This is a genomic window from Chryseobacterium sp. C3 (genome assembly GCF_014218905.1).
Lineage (GTDB): Bacteria > Bacteroidota > Bacteroidia > Flavobacteriales > Weeksellaceae > Chryseobacterium > Chryseobacterium mucoviscidosis.
Map to the genome: position 1 here is coordinate 108,344 of NZ_JACLCU010000004.1, position 19,282 is coordinate 127,625.

At 40.3% G+C, this 19,282-nt stretch carries 16 protein-coding genes; 4 read left to right on the forward strand and 12 right to left on the reverse strand.

Going from position 1 to position 19,282, the window contains the following annotated elements; translation table 11 throughout:
* Positions 1 to 4 precede the first annotated feature (4 nt).
* Complete coding sequence (locus H6W53_RS10255; RefSeq protein ID WP_113636558.1) at positions 5 to 5,443, reverse strand: N-6 DNA methylase; 5,439 nt, start codon at positions 5,441 to 5,443, stop codon at positions 5 to 7.
* A complete protein-coding gene (locus H6W53_RS10260) occupies positions 5,430 to 5,867 on the reverse strand; it encodes a DUF1896 domain-containing protein (RefSeq protein ID WP_091098871.1) in 438 nt (145 codons plus the stop codon). The genes H6W53_RS10255 and H6W53_RS10260 overlap by 14 nt, the downstream gene beginning before the upstream one ends.
* 226 nt (positions 5,868 to 6,093) lie before the next feature.
* Between H6W53_RS10260 and H6W53_RS10265 the strand changes: the two genes are divergently transcribed.
* The 4 genes from H6W53_RS10265 to arsB are packed head-to-tail and all read left to right on the forward strand — an operon-like array spanning position 6,094 to position 8,613.
* Positions 6,094 to 6,423: an ArsR/SmtB family transcription factor gene (locus H6W53_RS10265; RefSeq protein WP_047094742.1), complete on the forward strand. Its 330-nt coding sequence runs from the start codon at positions 6,094 to 6,096 to the stop codon at positions 6,421 to 6,423.
* Positions 6,424 to 6,482: 59 nt separating this feature from the next.
* Entirely contained in the window at positions 6,483 to 6,947 is a 465-nt protein-coding gene (locus tag H6W53_RS10270) for a DUF6428 family protein (protein WP_003002385.1), read from the forward strand.
* 19 nt (positions 6,948 to 6,966) lie between these two features.
* Positions 6,967 to 7,581: a protein-tyrosine-phosphatase gene (locus tag H6W53_RS10275; RefSeq protein WP_072885949.1), complete on the forward strand. Its 615-nt coding sequence runs from the start codon at positions 6,967 to 6,969 to the stop codon at positions 7,579 to 7,581.
* 3 nt (positions 7,582 to 7,584) lie between these two features.
* Positions 7,585 to 8,613 carry an ACR3 family arsenite efflux transporter gene (gene arsB, locus H6W53_RS10280; protein WP_091098876.1) on the forward strand — a complete coding sequence of 343 codons (1,029 nt, stop codon included), beginning with the start codon at positions 7,585 to 7,587 and terminating at the stop codon, positions 8,611 to 8,613.
* Between the two features lie 81 nt (positions 8,614 to 8,694).
* Here the strand turns inward: arsB and H6W53_RS10285 are convergent, their stop codons facing one another.
* From H6W53_RS10285 to H6W53_RS10330, 10 genes are all read right to left on the reverse strand, one after another.
* Positions 8,695 to 9,576, reverse strand: coding sequence for an ORF6N domain-containing protein (locus H6W53_RS10285; RefSeq protein ID WP_091098879.1), 882 nt, complete (start codon positions 9,574 to 9,576; stop codon positions 8,695 to 8,697).
* Positions 9,566 to 11,659, reverse strand: coding sequence for a type IA DNA topoisomerase (locus H6W53_RS10290; protein ID WP_013632654.1), 2,094 nt, complete (start codon positions 11,657 to 11,659; stop codon positions 9,566 to 9,568). The genes H6W53_RS10285 and H6W53_RS10290 overlap by 11 nt, the downstream gene beginning before the upstream one ends.
* Positions 11,660 to 11,665: 6 nt before the next feature.
* Positions 11,666 to 13,126 (reverse strand): DUF3945 domain-containing protein, encoded by a 1,461-nt coding sequence (locus H6W53_RS10295; RefSeq protein WP_013632655.1) that lies wholly within the window; start codon positions 13,124 to 13,126, stop codon positions 11,666 to 11,668.
* Between the two features lie 85 nt (positions 13,127 to 13,211).
* The gene (locus H6W53_RS10300) at positions 13,212 to 13,520 is read right to left on the reverse strand and encodes a helix-turn-helix domain-containing protein (RefSeq protein WP_002978404.1); all 309 of its coding nucleotides are present in this window, start codon (positions 13,518 to 13,520) and stop codon (positions 13,212 to 13,214) included.
* 12 nt (positions 13,521 to 13,532) lie between these two features.
* Positions 13,533 to 13,886: a helix-turn-helix domain-containing protein gene (locus tag H6W53_RS10305; RefSeq protein ID WP_013632656.1), complete on the reverse strand. Its 354-nt coding sequence runs from the start codon at positions 13,884 to 13,886 to the stop codon at positions 13,533 to 13,535.
* Between the two features lie 250 nt (positions 13,887 to 14,136).
* Positions 14,137 to 14,982 carry an RteC domain-containing protein gene (locus H6W53_RS10310; RefSeq protein ID WP_034735056.1) on the reverse strand — a complete coding sequence of 282 codons (846 nt, stop codon included), beginning with the start codon at positions 14,980 to 14,982 and terminating at the stop codon, positions 14,137 to 14,139.
* A 438-nt stretch (positions 14,983 to 15,420) separates the two neighbouring features.
* Complete coding sequence (locus tag H6W53_RS10315) at positions 15,421 to 16,116, reverse strand: hypothetical protein (protein ID WP_185206587.1); 696 nt, start codon at positions 16,114 to 16,116, stop codon at positions 15,421 to 15,423.
* 235 nt (positions 16,117 to 16,351) lie between these two features.
* A complete protein-coding gene (locus H6W53_RS10320; protein ID WP_185206590.1) occupies positions 16,352 to 17,884 on the reverse strand; it encodes a M20/M25/M40 family metallo-hydrolase in 1,533 nt (510 codons plus the stop codon).
* A 409-nt stretch (positions 17,885 to 18,293) separates the two neighbouring features.
* Entirely contained in the window at positions 18,294 to 18,746 is a 453-nt protein-coding gene (locus H6W53_RS10325) for a hypothetical protein (RefSeq protein WP_185206592.1), read from the reverse strand.
* 156 nt (positions 18,747 to 18,902) lie between these two features.
* The gene (locus tag H6W53_RS10330; RefSeq protein ID WP_185206594.1) at positions 18,903 to 19,043 is read right to left on the reverse strand and encodes a hypothetical protein; all 141 of its coding nucleotides are present in this window, start codon (positions 19,041 to 19,043) and stop codon (positions 18,903 to 18,905) included.
* Positions 19,044 to 19,282: the final 239 nt, after the last annotated feature.

Genomic DNA, 19,282 nt, shown 5'->3' on the forward strand with positions numbered 1-19,282 from the left:
ACTATTATAATACGCCACGAGGTGAATGAACGCCTTTTGTCCGTATAATGCTTTCCTGCACCTTTGGGGCTTCATTCTGCTTTTCTGCCTGCTCCGAAGCATCTTGTTTGGTTTCCGGCGTAATAGATAGCTGTATCTTTCTTTCTACGGCAGCCAGTTCCGTTTTAAGCTCACTCAATCGACTTTCCTTAGCCCAAGTACCGTTAACCACTTCCTGAAGTATCGGCAGGTCTTTTTGTATTTCAGCGATTTTCTCCTGCTCCTGCTTCACAAAGCCCGGCAGTTTTTCCAAAGCCCTTAAAAAATTCATTGCGGCGGTTTCGGGGTCTTTTGCCATCAGACCGTTATTGTAGGTGTACTTGATATTGCCCTCGCCAGTTATAAAAAATCTATTGACCCTTTCGAGTGTTGAATTATCCTTTGGAAGTTCTGTTTTAACCAATAATTGAAACCCGTAGAGGTTGCCTATTTCACGATAGTCGCCTGCCGTGCGGGCTTTGTTCGCAATCTCGTTCAGTTTTGCGCCTATTTGTTTCGGATTTGCATTGGGCGGCAAGCCATCTAACAGCACAGGGTTTTCGATTGTACCGTCCGAACGCTTTTGCAGGCGTTGCTGTAAGTTTTCCCAGTCGGTACTCATCCGGCTCAAACGGGATTGAGTGCTTTGCAACATTTCCATATAATCCTGTACCTTAAATTTGGCACTGGATTTAGAGCGGTTGAACGCCTGCTTTTCGCTTTCCAGTCCGGCAATCTGTTTTTCCAGTTTGGCTTTATCCAACAGGTCTGTATTTCCTGACAGGATTGCCACATATTCCGAAAAGTTCATTCCCGATTTTTCGTCCATACTTCCCTCGTCAATCGTTCTTTTGGTCAGGTTGTTAGTCTTTAACTGGTCGATGAAAAGCTGCTTATTATACAGCAGGTTGAATTTGTAACTGTCCAACGATTTTTCAACTGCATAGATAATCACAGCAACTTTATTATCGGCAAAGAATTTGGCAATCTCATTGCCTTTTCTGATTGCCCGCCCGTCCCTTTGGGCAAGGTCAGACGGTCGCCACGGTGTATCTAAATGATGAACGGCAACAGCTCTTTTCTGTGCGTTTACGCCAGTTCCGAGCATACTTGTAGAACCGAACAGTACACGGATTTTGCCCTCGTTCATTCCGTTGATAAGTTCCTTACGTTGCTTATCATTTTTCGCTTCCTGAATAAACCTTACTTCGTGCGCAGGTATGCCGTGGTCCTCCACGAGTTTGCGTTTTATTTCGGAGTACACGTTCCATTCGCCGGGCTTGTAGGTTCCCAAATCGGAGAAAACGAACTGCGTTCCTTTCTGTGCGTTGAACTGGTTGTAATACTTGGCGATATTTACCGCACAATGCGAAGCCTTGTTGTCGGGATGGTCGTCGTATATACCACTTACCATACGCATATCGAGCGACATCTTACGGGCATAGTCCGTCGCAATGAGCATCTTTGCTTTTTCTTCCCTTTGCGATAATGGTTCTCTTCCGAGCAAAGTAGCATCGCCCGTTTTGGCAAAAGCCATCAGGCTTTGGATAAAGGCTTCTTGGTCGGGCGTTGGCGGTATATTGTATAATACCTCGTTCTTGTTGGGTCGGTCAATACCAATATCCTTTGCCGTTCTGTAATCCGTGATTTCAGAATAGAACTGCGCAAGTTCCGGCACTTTGATAAAGTAGCGGAAACGCTCTTTTGCTACAATATTGTTAGCTACCGAAAATTCATAATCGGTCGTTTTCCTTGCATAGATAGCTGCCCACGCATCAAAAGAATGAATGCCCTGTTTTTCCAATGCACGGGGACGCAGATATTTGAACAGTAGGTACAGCTCCGTTAATGAATTGCTGATGGTCGTACCCGAAAGAAAGGTTGCGCCCATATCCGCATTGGTACGCTCCTGAATGGTGCGGATTGCAAAAAGCAGGTTCAGTGCCTTTTGGCTGCCGTCCACGTTACCCAATCCGGCAACCCGTGTATGACGGGTGTTGAACATCAGGTTTTTGAATTGGTGGCTTTCGTCCACAAACAAATGGTCTATGCCCATCATCTTAAAGTCCACAATATCATCTTTGCGGTTTTCAATATCGTGTTGCAGCGTTTTCAGCTTTACTTCAAGATTTTCTTTTCGTTTGATTACCCCGGCGAGCATTCCCCTTGTCACTTCCTTGCCTTGCGATTTCAGGGCATCGAGGTTGCGCTCTACGCTGTCTAATTCTATTTCGAGGATTTCCTTTTGTATTTCGGGCGATTGAGGTATCATTCCGAACTGGTCGTGCGTGAGTATCACACAATCCCAATCGTTGTTTTTAATATCCCCGAAAATCCGCAGGCGTTTTTTAGGCGTAAAATCATCAATACCTGGATAAAGGATTTTTGCGTGTGGATAGGCTTTTCGGTAGTCTTCAGCAATAGCAGGTATATTGGCTTTCAGTCCGATTATCATCGGTTTATGGGCTAATCCCAAACGCTTCATTTCCTGCGCTGCGGTACACATTATTAGCGTTTTTCCTGCGCCTACTTCGTGGTCGCAGATAGCACCGTTGTTCAGTTTTATCATCCAAACCGTGTCCTTTTGGCTTGAATACAGGTCTTCAATGCCTGCACCCTTGCGGTCTAATCCCGGAAATTCCTGATGGCTTCCGTCATAGTTCGGGCGAACGAAACAGTTAAAGGTGTCGTTGTACTGGTCGGTCAGCCTGTTTTTAAACTCATCGTTCTGTGCGTGTAGCCAGTCGGTAAAAGCGGTACGGATTTCATCAATCTTGGTGTTCGCCATTTGTATGGCTTCCATATCCCGTACTTTGACCTCTTGGTCGCCAACCATCACTTTTTTGGTTATATCAGGCGTAGTATTGACAAGGGCGTGTTTGAGCAGGGCAATACCGTCAAATGTTCGGCTTTCCGCTTTGACAGCATATTTTTCCCAAATGTGCATATTGCCCCGATGACATTTCACAGAAAAGTCGTCGGAGCTTTCGGAGTAATGAACCAGTACATCCGCATCGAACAGGTGCGAAGCGAAACGGGCATAAATTCCGGTAGGTATCCACCGTTCGCCGAGATTAAAATCCAACTCCTCAAATTCAATCCGTTTTGGTCGGGCTTCCTCTAAAGCGGTAAGGCTTTCTTTGGCTTCGGTATCATCAGGATTGTTTTCAAGATAGGCTCTTACGTCATCGGCTTTCTCAACTACGTTGCCTGCAATCCACCGTTCGGCTATTTCGTATTCCTGTTGTAGCGGATTGTAGAACAACCGCCCGTGTAAGGCTTCTTTCAGGGTATCGGCAGGCAGGCTGCTGATTTCGGACATAAAGTCCAAATCCACGTTGCCGTATTTATTCAGCGAGGCGGCTAATGCCTCTTCGGGATTATCGGTTGCTAACGTGGTCGTAGAGAAACTAACAGGACGGCTGAATATATCCGCTTTATGGATTATGCCGCCAATGATACGCTCCAGATAAGGAATTTCTTTACCTGCGCTGTCTGTCTTTATCAGCTTGGCATTGTCGGCAGCATTGAGATTACCGTATTTTTTGACAAAGCCATCGTACAGGAGGTTCAGGGTTTCCCGTTCTGCCTTGTGTTCGGTCTGCTTTTCAGCTTCTTTTTGGTACAGGTTGATATAACTGTCCCTTACAGCTATGTAGGCTTCGGCTCTTGCTTTCTGTGCCGACGGCAATTGCAATGGATGAAAGATAGCTTTTTTGTCTTCCTTATCCACCTCTTGCAAATAGCCGACCCAACCGTTATCCACCACAAGGCAATCATTCCGATGGAATGATTGCAGTTCGCCACTATACGGGGCAGGTTCAGGAATAGCATTAATATTGATAGCGGTAATGGCTGTCTTATCAGACTGGCCATTTCCGTTTATTTGTGAAAACAGGTCGCTGATAGCTTCCTGTTTTTTGCCGTTAACCTGGTCGGTTCCGTTAATATCACCATTGGATTTTAGCGGTGTATAGGGCTGCTGCCTTGCACTGCTGAACAGGTCGGGCTGACGACCTATTGTACCTCTTCTTTTTTTAGTGCTTTGCCTTTTGGCTTGGGTAGTTCTTTTAGGTGGAGCAAGAACCATTACAGGTTCTCCCGCACTTTCAAACAAGTCAAAAATGCTTAGTTGCTTTAATTCCTGCGGGCTTTCCTGACGGACTACCGAAGTAGGTACAGGTTGCGGCTTTTGCTGAATGATTACAGGGTCTATGACCGGAGGTGTAACTTTTGGTTCAATAGGAATTTGTATAACAGGCTCGTCGTTCTGTTCGCCTTTGTATAAACTCAAATTCAGATGCTTTCCAAAATCTTCGGAAAGCATTTGCTTCAAATCTTTGGCAATGCCCTCAACACCGTCTTTATGCGTATAGATTAAGGCAGGTTGCCCGTATGGGTCGGTATCTAATTTTTGGTCGGTATGGATAATTCTTGTACTGTCCTGAAAGAGCGCATTGCCAGGCGTATTGTATTCAGATGGCTTGCTTTGGCAAAACAGATCTTCCCTGTCGGTCAGATTTTCTTTTGCCGTATTTTTTTGCAGGATAATCAGGTCGCTGCCGACTTCCGTACCTGCATATTCGGTAAACAGGTTGTTAGGCAATCTTACAACCGAAACCAAATTATTATCCTGCATCAACGCCCTGCGTATGGGTTCGTTCTTAGGGCTGTTCAGAATGCCCTGTGAAGTGATGTAAGCCAACAAACCGCCCTCACGGAGCATATCAGCACCTTTCAGAAAAAAGTAATTGTGTATGCTTCGGGCAGCTTGTTCCTTTGCGCTGTTTCTACTGCGTGAATAAGAAAGGTCAAATACGGAAGTATCGCCAAAAGGGATATTACTGGCGATTACATCATAGGTGTTTTGTTCCCTTTCGGGGATTTCCTCAAAGCCGTTTATACGGATATTGCTTTCGGGGTAAAGCTGCTTTAAAATCTTGCCTGTAAGCAAGTCCTTTTCATAAGCGGTAACACTGGCTTTCTGATTTTCCGAAAAGGATTGGATGAATGAACCGATACCTGCGGAGGGTTCGAGGAATTTATCAATGTGCAGACCATTATCCCGCAAGGCAGATGAAATGGCATCTATAACTTTTGGTGGGGTATAAAAAGCCGTCAGTACGGAACTTTTCATACTATCCACATACTTGCGGTATTGCTTATCGTCTTCGGAATTTTCTTTGAGTAGTTGGTGGAGTTCCTGCGTGAGTGGAAAAAGGTCGTGTTCTGTTTTTCTCCAATGATTGATGTCTATTTCGTTTTCTACGGGGTTCAGAACGAATTTAAGACCGCCAAATCCGCTGTATCGCATCATTAGCAGTCTTTCGCCTACGGTGGCTTGCCGTTTCTCCTTTTCCAGTTTAAAAACAATTCGCAGGGCATCAATATTCTGTTGGAGATGGAACCGCTTACTGAAGCCCATTTTCCTCAATCCATATTGAGATGGTTCCGGTCAGTTCGGTATAGAGTACATCAAACTCATTTCCGTTGGCGAAATCATCGGTTAATTCATATCCTGCGAAAACAGGCTCACAAACGGGGAACATTTTAAGGGCGAACGGTCGCAGCTCCTCGTCTGCCATTATGGCATCAAACTCATTGCATACCACTTTGAAAACCGTGTTGAACTTGGAGAAGTGCAAGCCCTCAAAAAGTATGTAGTTGGCTATTTCGTCGCATTGCTCAACGGCGTTTCCCGAACGGAAAGCACCCTCATAAGCATTGGCAGCCCACGAAGACCGTTGGTCAATAAATTTTTGGTCGTGTGCCTTTTCGGGAAAGCTGCTGTTTAATAATTCTTGCAGTCGTAATCTGAAATACGACAGGTCTTTTTGCTGTACATCCATACTTATTTTGATTAGAATTTTACTTAAATCCTAAAATTATAAGCAGGAGCAAATGCCTTTGATAATGTTGCAGCGTTTGGCTTTGAAAGGCAGGATTTGGCGATTTACAATAGAAAATTGAACTGATTATTTATACAGAATTGGTGCTTGGCTATATGTTTTTTCACAAACTACTTTTGTGGTTTAAATATTTATCGTAATATTGCGATATATTATTACAAATAAGATGGGCGTAACAAAAACAGAAATATTTACAGAACAGCAAAACAGCTTGGCAACCACTTTAAAGGCACTGGCTCATCCTGCCCGTATAGCTATCCTGCAATACATCATCAAGCAGAATGCTTGCATTTGTAATGACTTAGTGGAAGAATTAGGATTGGCGCAGGCTACGATTTCACAACATTTAAAAGAGCTTAAAAACATTGGTATCATCAAAGGCAATATAGAAGGGACAAGTGTGTGCTACTGTATTGATGAAAATGTTTGGCAGCAGATTAAAAAGGAACTCAATGCTTTCTTTATAGATAATGTAGAGGTTGATAAATGCTGTTAAGCATTTTTTTTAAGCACATTAATCGCAATAAAGCAATATAACAATTAAATAAAAAAATAATGAAACTATCAAACATCAAAGAAATCTTACCAGCATTGGATAATGTTGAATTTCAATTAGAGAACGGAACATTTGTACCCGAACACTTTCACGTTACCGAGATAGGTGTTATTACAAAACACTTCATTGATTGTGGCGGAACAATTAGAAACGAAAAAGTTGTCAATTTCCAATTATGGAATGCCAACGATTTTGAACACCGATTAAAGCCAACAAAGCTATTAAACATCATTAAGCTATCCGAAGAAAAGTTGGGTATTGAAGATGCCGAAATAGAAGTAGAATACCAAAGCGAAACGGTTGGTAAATACGATTTGAATTTTAACGGAAACCATTTTGTACTGAAAAACAAGCAAACCGCTTGCCTGGCAAGTGATGCTTGCGGTATTCCTGCCGAAAAGCAAAAGGTAAAATTATCAGAGCTGAATAATGCTTGCTGTACACCAAATTCGGGATGTTGCTAAACACTAAAAACAAAATGCGATGTATCAAAAACTAATCGAAATCATTAACAACAAAATTGATGTACAAAGCATCAGCGAAGAACGTAAAGCCGTATTACAACCGCTGATTGATTTTATACAGCAAAAAGTAAACGACAGGCAGGATATAAATATCAATTTCATCTGTACCCACAATTCCCGAAGAAGCCATTTATCACAGGTTTGGGCACAGGTAGCGTCAGCACATTTTAATATACCAAATGTACATTGTTATTCGGGCGGTACGGAAGAAACGTCACTATTTCCGAAAGTTGCAGAAACATTGACTAATCAGGGGTTTAACATTTTCAAAATCGCAGATACTAATAACCCTGTATATGCCATAAAATACAGCGATAATGCTTTGCCTGTTATCGGCTTTTCAAAAAAGTACGATAGTCCTTTCAACCCAGTATCAGCATTTACAGCCATTATGACCTGTTCACAGGCAGACGGTGGATGTCCATTTATTGCAGGTGCAGAAAAAAGGATACCTATCACATTTGAAGACCCTAAAATTTCAGACAATACACCGGAGCAATCACAGGTATATGCAGAAAGAAGTTTACAGATAGCAACGGAAATGTTTTATGTTTTTTCAAAAGTCAGTCAATAACCAATGCAACCAAAACTAAAATTTCTTGACCGTTACCTTACCTTATGGATATTCCTTGCAATGGCAGCAGGTATAGGTTTAGGGTATTTCTTTCCGGGAATATCAAAAATTACAAATGCTTTATCCGTAGGCACTACAAACGTTCCTTTGGCAATAGGTCTGATACTGATGATGTACCCGCCATTGGCAAAAGTGGATTATTCATTATTGCCCCAAGCATTTAAGGATAAAAAAGTAATCGGCATATCCTTATTGCTCAATTGGGTTATCGGTACAATATTGATGTTCGGATTAGCCGTTTTGTTTTTACGTAATGAACCCGATTATATGACAGGCTTGATATTGATAGGTTTGGCAAGATGTATCGCAATGGTAATCGTATGGAGCGATTTAGCTAAAGCAAACAGAGAATACACAGCTATGTTAGTTGCATTAAACAGCATCTTTCAGATAATTTCTTATAGCTTCTTAGTTTGGTTATTCATTAATGTATTACCAAGCAAATTAGGAGTAGCCAATTTCAATGTAAGCGTATCAATGAAAGACGTAACCGAAAGCGTATTAATATACTTAGGCATTCCTTTCTTAGCAGGTTTTATAAGCCGTTACGCATTGGTAAAGTCAAAAGGAATAGAATGGTATAACAGGAAATTTGTACCTCGAATATCGCCCATTACATTATATGCTTTACTGTTTACAATCGTATTAATGTTCAGTCTGAAAGGCGATAAAATATTAGAACTGCCAATGGATGTAGTAAAAGTAGCCATACCGTTAATCATCTATTTTGTACTAATGTTTTTTGTCAGCTTCTTTATCAATAAATCTTTAAACGTTCCTTACGACAAAAACGCATCCATCGCATTTACAGCCACAGGAAACAATTTTGAATTGGCAATAGCCGTAGCAATAGCGGTTTTCGGTATTCATTCTCCACAGGCATTTGTGGGCGTTATAGGACCGTTGGTAGAAGTACCTGTACTGATACTGTTGGTAAAAGCAAGTTTATGGCTAAAGAAGAAATATTACTAAAGGTTATTTAAGAACGTATTAGAGCATTTTGAAGCATAAAAAAACTAAAAATGAACCTCCGATAATTCGGAGGTTCATTTTTTACGGCTTGTTCAATATTTGAAGCATCCTGCCGACTTCAATATCCATTCTTGAAAAAGCAAACCATTTTTTGCCCAGGTCTTTGAGCGATGCCCCTATATGGTAGAGTTCTGTATGGTCAATAATCAAAAAACGGTCGTGGGCGTCGGAAAACACTTCAATTTCTATCGGAGGATATTGGCTATTGTAGCGTTGTAAGTCTAACCGTAACTGATTGCTGATACTTTTGGTAAGGATTGTAGCGGTTACATTAGTCTTACGCTTACCCAACAAGGTAAGCACCGTATCATCCACATAATTATCAAGCAGGATAACAGAGCTTTTGGCACTACGGATAATATCGGAAACAAAGGCGTAGGCATCAAAAATCTGCCCGTTGTAGAAAATGCCTTTTTCGCTGTGCAGCTTGTCGCTTTCCAAAGCCTTAAAAATCTCTTCAAATTTTTGGTCGGCTTCCAGTTGCTTTAACTCGATATTGTCCAAACGATGAAACAAAGAAGCGTTGCTGATGAGCATACGCCGCATTTCTACAAAGGCTTCCATTATTTCCACACTCATTTTAACGGCTATATCAGAACGAAGTATGGCAGATGCCATTGCAACGCCTTGTTCCGTAAAAGCATAGGGCAAATAACGTCTGCCGCCGTAATTTAAACTTGAGGTTCCAATTTGGAACCTCAAGTTTTCAACTTCCTCTTCGGTCAGTTGAAAGCAGAATGATACAGGAAAACGCTTAATATTTCTTTTAACAGCTTTGTTCAGGTTCTTTGTTTCTACCTGATATAAGGCAGCGAGGTCGCTATCCAACATTACCTGTTTGCCCCGGATAGTATAAATCAGGTTCCTGATTTCTTTGGGTACGATTGACGGTTTATTTTCCATTGCGTTTACTGCTTTTGTTTTTTTCAAACTCAAAGGAACTTTCAGCGTTTTCTTTCAGAATGATGTAAGCATCGAATTTCTTTCCGGCTTTGCTTGTCATTCCTTTGATAAGAGAGGTTTTGCCTTTATTGACAAGGTTTGTTACATTTTCGATACTGATTTGTACACCGCAGACGGTGCGGAACTGTACCCAGTTACAAGCCTCATCAGGGCATTTCACAATCTTGTCACGGATAATAAGCTGCTGACTTTTGCATTTCGGGCAGGTTAGTTTGGGTTGGTTGGTGCTTGCAATAGAGGTTTGTAGCAATTCATCGGTAATAGATTTGGCATAGGTTTCCATTTCCTTTTGGAATGTTCCGGCATCCGCTTCGTTATTTTCTATTTTCTGTAACGCCAATTCCCATTCGGCAGTCATTGCCACGTCTGCAATTTTCCGGTCTTTTACAAGCCCGTACACCTGCAATCCTTTTTCCGTAGGGATTAAAGAACGTTTATCCCGTTGGATATAATTACGGGTAAACAGGGTTTCGATAATGGCGGCTCTTGTTGCAGGAGTACCGATGCCGATATTTTTGAGGGCTTTGCGTTCTTCTTCGTTCTCAATTTCTTTCCCTGCGGTTTCCATAGCCGACAAAAGCCCGGCTTCGGTGTAAAGCACTGGTGGTTTGGTCTGCTTTTCCAAAACTGCGGCTTCCTTTATGGCAAGTTCGTCGCCTTTATGCAGTTCAGGTAATTCCTGCACTGGCTCTTCGCCGTCATCGGTAAAACTTCCTTTTATGGAACGCCAACCCGCTTCCTGAATTTTACAGCCTTTTGCCGTAAAGTCGTAATGCAATACCTGTAATGATACATCGGTTATTTCTTTGACACAGGCTTGCGATATGGCTTCAAGCAAGCGAAGCGCAATCATATTGTAAATCTTGTTTTCGTCTGCATTAAGTACGGACGGCACTTTGTCCGTAATCAACAAACCGTGATGGTCCGTTACACGGAGGTCATTCACGATACGTTTGTTGAACCGTCCCCATTTGATTTTGGTAAGGGCTTGCTTGCAATCCTCACGATTTTGCAATGCCCGCACGAGGTTTGGAATTTCTGCCCACATATCTTCAGGGATGTATTTGCTCCCGGTACGTGGGTACGTGATAAACTTCTTTTCGTACAGGCTTTGCGCAATATTGAGCGTTGCTTCAGCAGATAATTTCAGCCTTTTGTTGGCTTCCTTTTGTAAGCCTGTCAGGTCGAAAAGCAAGGGCGGTTGTTCTGTAACGCTTTTGGTTTCTACTGATGTAAAGGTTGCCGTTGCGCCACGCTGAATAGCTTTAAGGGTATCATCAGCAAGTTGCTTTTCGTCCCATTTGGTTGCGGAAATACTTTTGAAATCAACCTGGGCTTTGTTGTGCGTTAATTGTATCTGCCAGTATTTCTTTACCGTGAAATTCTTATTGTCGAGGTAACGTTTGCATATCAAAGCCAGTGTGGGCGTTTGCACTCTTCCAAGCGAATAGATACCATTGCCTGCGGCAATGCTCAATGCCTGTGTAGCATTGATGCCTACAAGCCAGTCGGCACGGCTTCTGCCTTGCGCTGCCTGATACAGTCCGTCAAATGCTGCCCCGTCTTTTAGGTTGTTGAAGCCTTGCTTTATTGCCTTTTCGGTAAGCGAACTTATCCAAAGGCGTTCAAAAGGTTTGTTGCATTTCAGGTATTCATAAATGTACCTGAAAATGAGTTCGCCCTCACGACCTGCATCGGTAGCAACGATGATGCTGTTGCTTTGCTTAAAAAGCTGCTCAATGACTTTCAGTTGCTTTAATGCGCCAGTATCGGCGGTGTACCCTTTGTCTTTTTTGACCTTGCGGACGGTCAATAAAAACGGGTTGGGCAATATCGGCAGGGATGCTTTATCAAATCCCGAAATGCCGTAATCTTCGGGCATTCCCAGTCCTATTAAATGACCGAATGCCCACGTAACAAAATAGCCGTTACCTGTCAGGTAGCCATCCTTTTTATCGGATGCTCCCACAAGTCCGGCTATTTCCCTTGCTACGCTTGGTTTTTCTGCAATGATTGTTTTCATACTGTATTACATTTTTCTGCCTTTGGATTTTTCAGGCTTGTTATCCTGTTGCTCCTGCTGCTTCTCGTTTTTCGGTCTTTGCTGCCCGGACTTCAAAGGCTCTTGGACGTTCTTGGTCGCTTCGTTGGTTTTACCCTCCGAATTGACGGCAGTTTGTGTTTTATGAGTTTCGGCAGGTTCTACCCGTGCTTTGTACTGACCGGGAAACTCAAAATTGGTCTTTCCGGTATCTTTGTCGAACGTGATATAACCCTTATACGGTTGGTCTTTTTTGTCTTTCAGTTCAACGTATATGGTTTGTCCGGCTTTGAACTTGTTGTACTGCTCATCATCCAGTTCTTTGCCCCTGAAAGTTCTTGGAGCTTCTTGCGGTTGGCTTTGCTGATTGCTTTGTTGGGTATTCTGTTGGTTCGTTTGCGCCTGCTGATTGTTGTTGCTTCTGTCAAACAGGAACTCAACATACCGTTTGTCCGCATTGAATTGTACAGTTGCCGAAAACTCCGTTCCTTTCGAGGAAATCATACCCTCTAAATAGAGCGGTTTGCCCTCCATCAGCGTTTGTTTTTGTTCGTCATTCAGCTTTACGCCCTTAATTTCATCGGGAATTTTTATAAACTCCGTGCGCAGTGCAACCACGTCATTGGTCAGCCTGTCAATACTTATAATGGACGGCATCAGGTCGCCTGTTTTGGAGTTTACCAAATTGACGACACGCCCCATATTACCCGTTTCGAGCAGGTTTTTCTTGTCTTCGTCCGTAAACTTGTGACCGAAAAATTCAAAGTGGAGGTTAGGTTCTCTTTTGATACCGTGTATTGCCACGATAACATTGCCGTCTTCCGCTTGCTGTAAAGACAGGCGGGCATCCGTGCGGAGGATAGAGCCCCCGAGGTTGATACCTATCGGTAAAAGCTCATTGGTTTTATAACCTCGTAACAAAGGGTCGAGCAGGTTCCTTTTTTCAAGATACTCTTTGCTCAATCCGAGGTTTTTCATTGTGTCCCAATCAATCTGCTCCGGCTTGTAGCGATATTCGCTTGTTTCCGTTGTTGTTTGTGCTGTTGCCATATTATTTTGATTTTCTTGTTTTTTATCGGGTTGGGGTTCTGCTTTCACTTCGTGTTCTTTCAGCACTTTTTCGCCCTGTGGAGTGGGCTTATCTACGTGCTTTTGTAATTCCTCTGCTTTTTCAGCAGCAACCGAGGCAGGCACTTTGAAGAAAGTAAAGTTTGTAGGGTTCTTTAACTGGCTGAAAAAATTGGAAAAGAAGTTGGAAAAGAAATCACCGCTTTTATCCACACGCATAAACTGGTTTTGATTTTTCTTCGTGGGGTCAACGGTTTCCATTTTCCCGTTTTCGTCTATACTCTTTACTGCCTGGATTTTCATTTTCTCTTTATCCAGTACGAGTAAGATGTCCGAAAGCTGTTCGGGCATTTCCTGTTTATTAGTTGTTTCTTCGCTCATAATCTGAAAATTTCACAATTTCACGATCGAATGTAAAGGAAGCCTTCACTGATTTGCTTTATGTGGCACTCAAAGGCAGCGTTTGTCACTTATTGGCATCCAGTTTAGGTAACGGAGGGTTAAAACTTTCCCTGATGAACTGATGCACATCGGATAGCTTGTAATACAGTTTTCCGCTAATGGTATAATAAGGGAGCTTACCTATGGAGCGATACCGTTGCAGGGAACGGTTACTGATTTTCAGCATTTGCAATAAATCCTGATTATCCAGTAACTCTTCGCCGTCTATGCTGTTGCGCTTCTTTTGTAAATCGTCTATGTGGTTGCCAAGAATGTCCAGCCTGTCCATTATGCGTTCCATCCACGCCACAAATTCCATTTTGTCGATATTCATACGGGTACGCTTTTAATGATTACCTGATTTCAGCTTTCTGCCTTTCTCGATATAGCTTTTGCCTTTCGCCATAAGCTGCTCCACATATTCATCGGTCGTCTGCACGGCGTTAGCGTTGAGCATTTCCTTGATAGCACCAATCGTATAGTAATACTGCCCGTACATTTTTGAAAAAGCTATCTGCCCGTTGGTGCGCATACGCCACAACGTTTTTTCGCTGATGTGGAGATACTGGCAGACTTCGTGATTGTTGAGCCATAAGCTATCGTAGCTTGTATCTTCCAGTTTGAGGATATATTCGCTAATGGCTTTCAACCGTTCGTTGAGGTGCTTCCACACTTCTTCGTCAACTGTTATAATGTTCATTGCACTATTGTTTAATATTCACAGTACAAAATTCAGAAGTGTGGCAGTGTTTGTCTGCCAATGCGTACCCATTGGTTTGGCACTTTTTTTCAAATTTTTTGCAATGAGAAAAACCCTTGTTTAATAAGGGTTTTAGCGTGTTTCGGTTATTTTGTAGTAGCCTTTTGCCCATATATGCCAATTGGCATATATGGGCAAAGAAAAAGCAGTACATTTTGTGTACTGCTTTCAAACACCCGTGCTGATGTTGCTAAAGGTCTTTATCCATATACTCTTCGAGGGAAATTTTGAGCTGGTCTAAAAACACCGTTCGGGAGCCTGCCCTTGTTTTCATTCGGTGGAAAGAATGATGTATATCGTTCAAGGGCGTTCGGAAGAGGATTTGGAAAATCAATGCTAATTTCCTGATGCCTATTTTCCCGTATGCAATAGATTTGGAAACATACAGGGCGTAAATCAATTCTATCAGTGCATTTTGCGAGTTCGTCCACGAAATGTCTTTGTTTCCATCACCGTTTATTGAAATGGTATCGGGATTTTTTTCAGGGTTTATTTTGGTAAGCAAGAAAGTATAAAGTAATTCATTGGCTATAATATGGGCAACTTTGTTATCGTAATAAGTAGAAAAGCTAAGGTCAATTTCAAATACACTACTTTTTAGACCATCGTGGTAATTGATTTTTCCGAGCCTGAAATAACTGTGGTCACGGTCAGTTCTGCCTGCACGATAGTACCTGTAAAAATCCTCATTGGATATGCTTTCCTTGTATTCGGATTTCAGAATTTTCAGTTGGTTTTCAAAATAACTTTGGTGTATTCTCCCTGCACTTACGGGGCAGGTAGTTTCAATGCGGAATACCTTATTGTAATAAATAAGTTTTCCTAAAATCTGCGGTTTGATATTCTTGAAAAAATTGATTTCCTGCCGTTCGTCCTTAAATCCGGTCTGCAAGACTTTCATCTTTATAGTAAACAGCATTTCCTTTAAGAATAAGGTCATTTGGTAAGCCTCATCCGCAGTTTGCATCATTTGAGAAGATAGCATATCTTCCTGACGCTGAATTTCCGATAATATTTTGTTCAACACGATTTCCATAGCTTAGATTTTTAGAGATTAACACCATACGTTTCGGATTTACATTTTTGTTTATTTGTCAAAACTTGGAAATAATATCGGAACCAATATCACAGGTTGCCCCCATATTGGGGAAGATTTATTTTATAACGCCTTATGATGTATATTGGAAAAAGCAGAAAAAAGGGTTAAGTACGCTACGACTTAACCCTTTTTTTTATTAAATTTGCGGTAATGATTTACAAGGTAATCAGATGAAAGCGAGTGCAGTAAGCACCATTACTAAATCGTTACCGATAGCACTTTCGGTTCTTGTAAACTACTCTTTATTAGCCACTTTGGGCTATATTAATCTTTTTTAATAAAAAATCCCAGTTTTTCAACCGGGATTTTCTGTTTGAAAAAGTACCAACTAATTTCAAACTACAATTTAGCTATATGAATGTTTTGGTGTTTTGGTTAATTGCACATCGTTAAAAACTGATGGCTCATCTGTACTTTGAATCTCGCGTCTGATTTCAGCTTAGAATAGATCATGCTTTCAAAAGCCTGTACTTCTTTTAATTTCTGATCTATGAATTCTGCGATCTGAACAATGGAAAAAAGAAAATCTCTATATACCGCAATATTTACCGTTTGTCCGTGAACCGGAAGATAAGCTTTCAGAAAAGGAATTGTCGCCTGATGCTGGTTGTAGTTTACACAGTATCCCGCTCCTTCACGCGATGTGATGATCTCAAAATCGTTGATAAAATCCAGCACGTTTTTATCTTCTTTATTACTATTTTTCGACAAGTATCTGTTGATTTTATCCAAAATATGCTGTGCATATTCCATCATCGTAACGGTTTTCCATTCGAACTGATGATTGATTTTTTTCAAATTTTTGGCAGGCTTTCCGTTTACACAGGTGGTGCAGAAAGAAATCCCGATTTTGTCGTGATAAGGAAAAAAGCAGTCTTTAATCTGTATGGAAGCATCTGCCTGAAGTCTGTCGTTGGCAAAGTTGTAATACAGATAAGGGCTGTACAGATCCGAAAGTGCTTTCAGATAGTCGGTTTCGCTTGTATTCTTATATTCTTCAAACCATTTTTCAAGGTTGTCGTAATAGGTATTTTCAAACTCTTTAAAACTTAGATATAATGGCAGTTCCATAGCTTCGTAATTTTGATAAGACAAAGCTATTGCGGTAATGCGACAAAACTCGACGTGTTATTTTTTAGTTTTGAATTTTTTTTGAATTGATGATTTTGGATTGATGTAATAAAGTGAATACGATCTAAAATACGTCCACTGATTCGCGCTCAGGAAAACATTGCAAATTCCAACTACCTGAAATTTAATTGTAAAATTCATCATTCATCATTCATCATTCATCATTTATCATTTATCATTTATCATAATTCGTCATAATAAATTCAAAATAATGAATCATCTTCATATAATTTTCGATGCTGAGATATTCATTGGTGCTGTGAATGCTCTGTTGTTCAGAATTATTGATTTTAACAGGCATAAATCTGTAAATGTTTTTACTTACCATCTGATATTTGTAGGCATCCGTTCCGCCCAATGTAAGATACGGCGTTACAATAGCTGCCGGATAAAGCTGTTTTACTCCTTGTTCAATTAGCTGATACGCTTTTGTATTGCTTGATGAAACTGCGGAAGCTTCTCTGGTATTGTCAATTTCTTCCACTTCCACCTCAAAACCTTCGGTTGCTTTGGCAATATGTGCTTTTACATCTTTTACGGTATTTCCGGGAAGCAGCCTGAAATTAACCACAAATTCCACTTCGGGAGAAAGTACATTGGTTCCGTCACTTCCCTTCATCATGGTAAGCGCCGTTGTTGTGCGAACCAAGGCGTTGGTAGAATTATTTTTGGTAAGCTGAGAAAGAAGAAGCGGTTTCAAAAGCCATTGATTGGAGATTGCCATTCTGCTCGGGAAAGACATGGAACTTCCTATATTATCAAAAAACTGTTGGATTAAAGGGGTAATTACCGGTTTCATCTGATCGTCTTCCAGTCGCTGCATAATAACGGCAGCTTTTCCGATCGCACTTTCCATGGGCGGTGTCGACGAATGTCCGCCTAAACCTTTCACTTTTATTTTGGCAGAAAGAAAACCTTTTTCTGCACAGCCGATTACCGCTACATCCGAATCGATTCCGGAAATGCTTCCTTTTTCTAAAATTAAACCGCCTTCATCATAAACAGCATCAAACTGTATGTTTTTTTTCTTAAAATAAGAGGCGATTTGTGTTGCTCCCTTCTTCCCTCCTACTTCTTCATCGAATCCGAAAGCCAGATAGATATCGCGTTTCGGCGTATGTTTATTTTTAATTACATTATTCATGGATTCCATCAGAGAAAAGAGCATTCCTTTCATGTCAATTGCTCCGCGTCCGTAAATTCTTCCATTGGCAACGGCTCCTGAAAACGGAGCAAAATCCCAGTCTTCAGCAACTTTTGTAATGGCTGGAAAAGGTTTATCATTGGGTCTGAAAACATTTTCTGCTGTATTTTTCACCTCCGCATCTCCGGGAGGAACCACATCAATATGGGACAGAAACATAATGGGAGCGAGACCTGGATTGCTTCCTTTAAGCCTGAAAACCAGACCATAAGTATTCACCTCAACATATTCTGTATTTTTATAAACTTCTGGATATGCTTTTTTCAGATATTCTTTAAATGTTACAAAAGGGGAATAATCGAAATCCCCTAATTCTCCGGTGGAAACTGTTGGGATCTTTAATCCGTCGGAAAAACGTTTAACAACCGAATCGTTCTTCACAAATTTCCATCCTCCGGAATCTGCCTGATCTGTTTTTTTGAAAGGATAGGTAAAGGTTCTGATTAAAACGATAATGATTAATATAAGTATGATACTGATTAAAATGTAGAGGAGTTTTTTCATGGAAATTTTGGATTTGATGGTTTTTATATCCCGCAGATTTCTGATTACTCAGATTTTCTGTTCGAAATATTTTTTTTGCAGGCTTTAATTTTATTTTCGAAGTTAGTAAAATACTCTCTAAAGTTGCAAAAAGTATTTTTCAAGTTCCGAATATTTAAATTTAAGTTAAAAAAATACTACTAAAAGTTTGAAAAAGCATAATTAAAATTCTTTACTTTATAATTACAGTTATTAAAATATGTAATAAAGTTGCTAAATGTATGATTAGAGTTGCTTATTGTAATATTCGTGTCTGGAAAATATTAATTCAAGTTTACTTCATCTACATTAATATCAAGAAAAGCAAAAACTCCTGTATGAAATTTCCAATTCATTACAGGAGCCTTTTAATCTTTTCTAAATTTTTATATCATGATTTTATTTTACTGAATAATATCCCTGAAATTTGTTTGTACTGAGGACTTGTAGCTCCGAAAACTGATTTTACATACTGCTTTACTTCTTTTGCTACCTGACAAAGTCCGGTGAGATTATTATATAAAACCTGATCTCTTGATAATCTGGCATTGGAATATTCTGTGTAGCTGTTAATATGGGCTGTGTTCTTATTTTGTAAGTCAGTTAGTTTTGTTTGTAATGAAGTTATTTTAAGATCTTCTTCATTGGGACTATAAGATTCACTTTGTTCCAAAACCTGTAATAAATTGAAGAAGTTATTAATCTTACTGTCGTAGCTTTGTTGTGAAGTGGAGATCGTTTTAGTTACAGGTTCTGAATTTTCATCTAAATTTTGGTTTTCTGTTTTTGCTTTTGTCCTGCCCTGTAATTTTTTGTTATATGATTTTGCATTATTGAGCATCATAGGATTGTTTGCTGAAACTGCTAAGGCATTAACGATTTTTGTTGCTAACGGATTTAGTTCTTTAAAAGCATCAGCTCTCTGATTGGTAGCGTTATCAAAAACGGTCTTCTTGGTCTGTGTCTCTGTAAGTTTCTGAAGCGCATTCTGATAAAGCGTTTATAAACCTGTAATTTTTAGTTCTTCTTTTACCGGATTGTATTTTTCGCCATACCCTCTGCAAAAAGAGATAAGATCCTGAAGGTTGGCAATATTTTTTGCATGACCTGTTTCGCTCACCGAGCTTTTTGTGTTTTTCATATCTGTCTTTTTTATTGTAAAACAAATATATAAGATTGTTCTAATAATTTGCCAAAAACAAAAATTAATCATTTAATTAACAGATAGTTGAAAAATTATTATTTGATATTATTTTTATTATTAAATGGATTAATTATTTTTTGAAATTTTATAGAATAATTTTTTACTATGGATTATAAATATTTGATTAATCTTTGATTTTATGAGATAAAAGATGTCTAGTTTTTGGGGAGACTTAC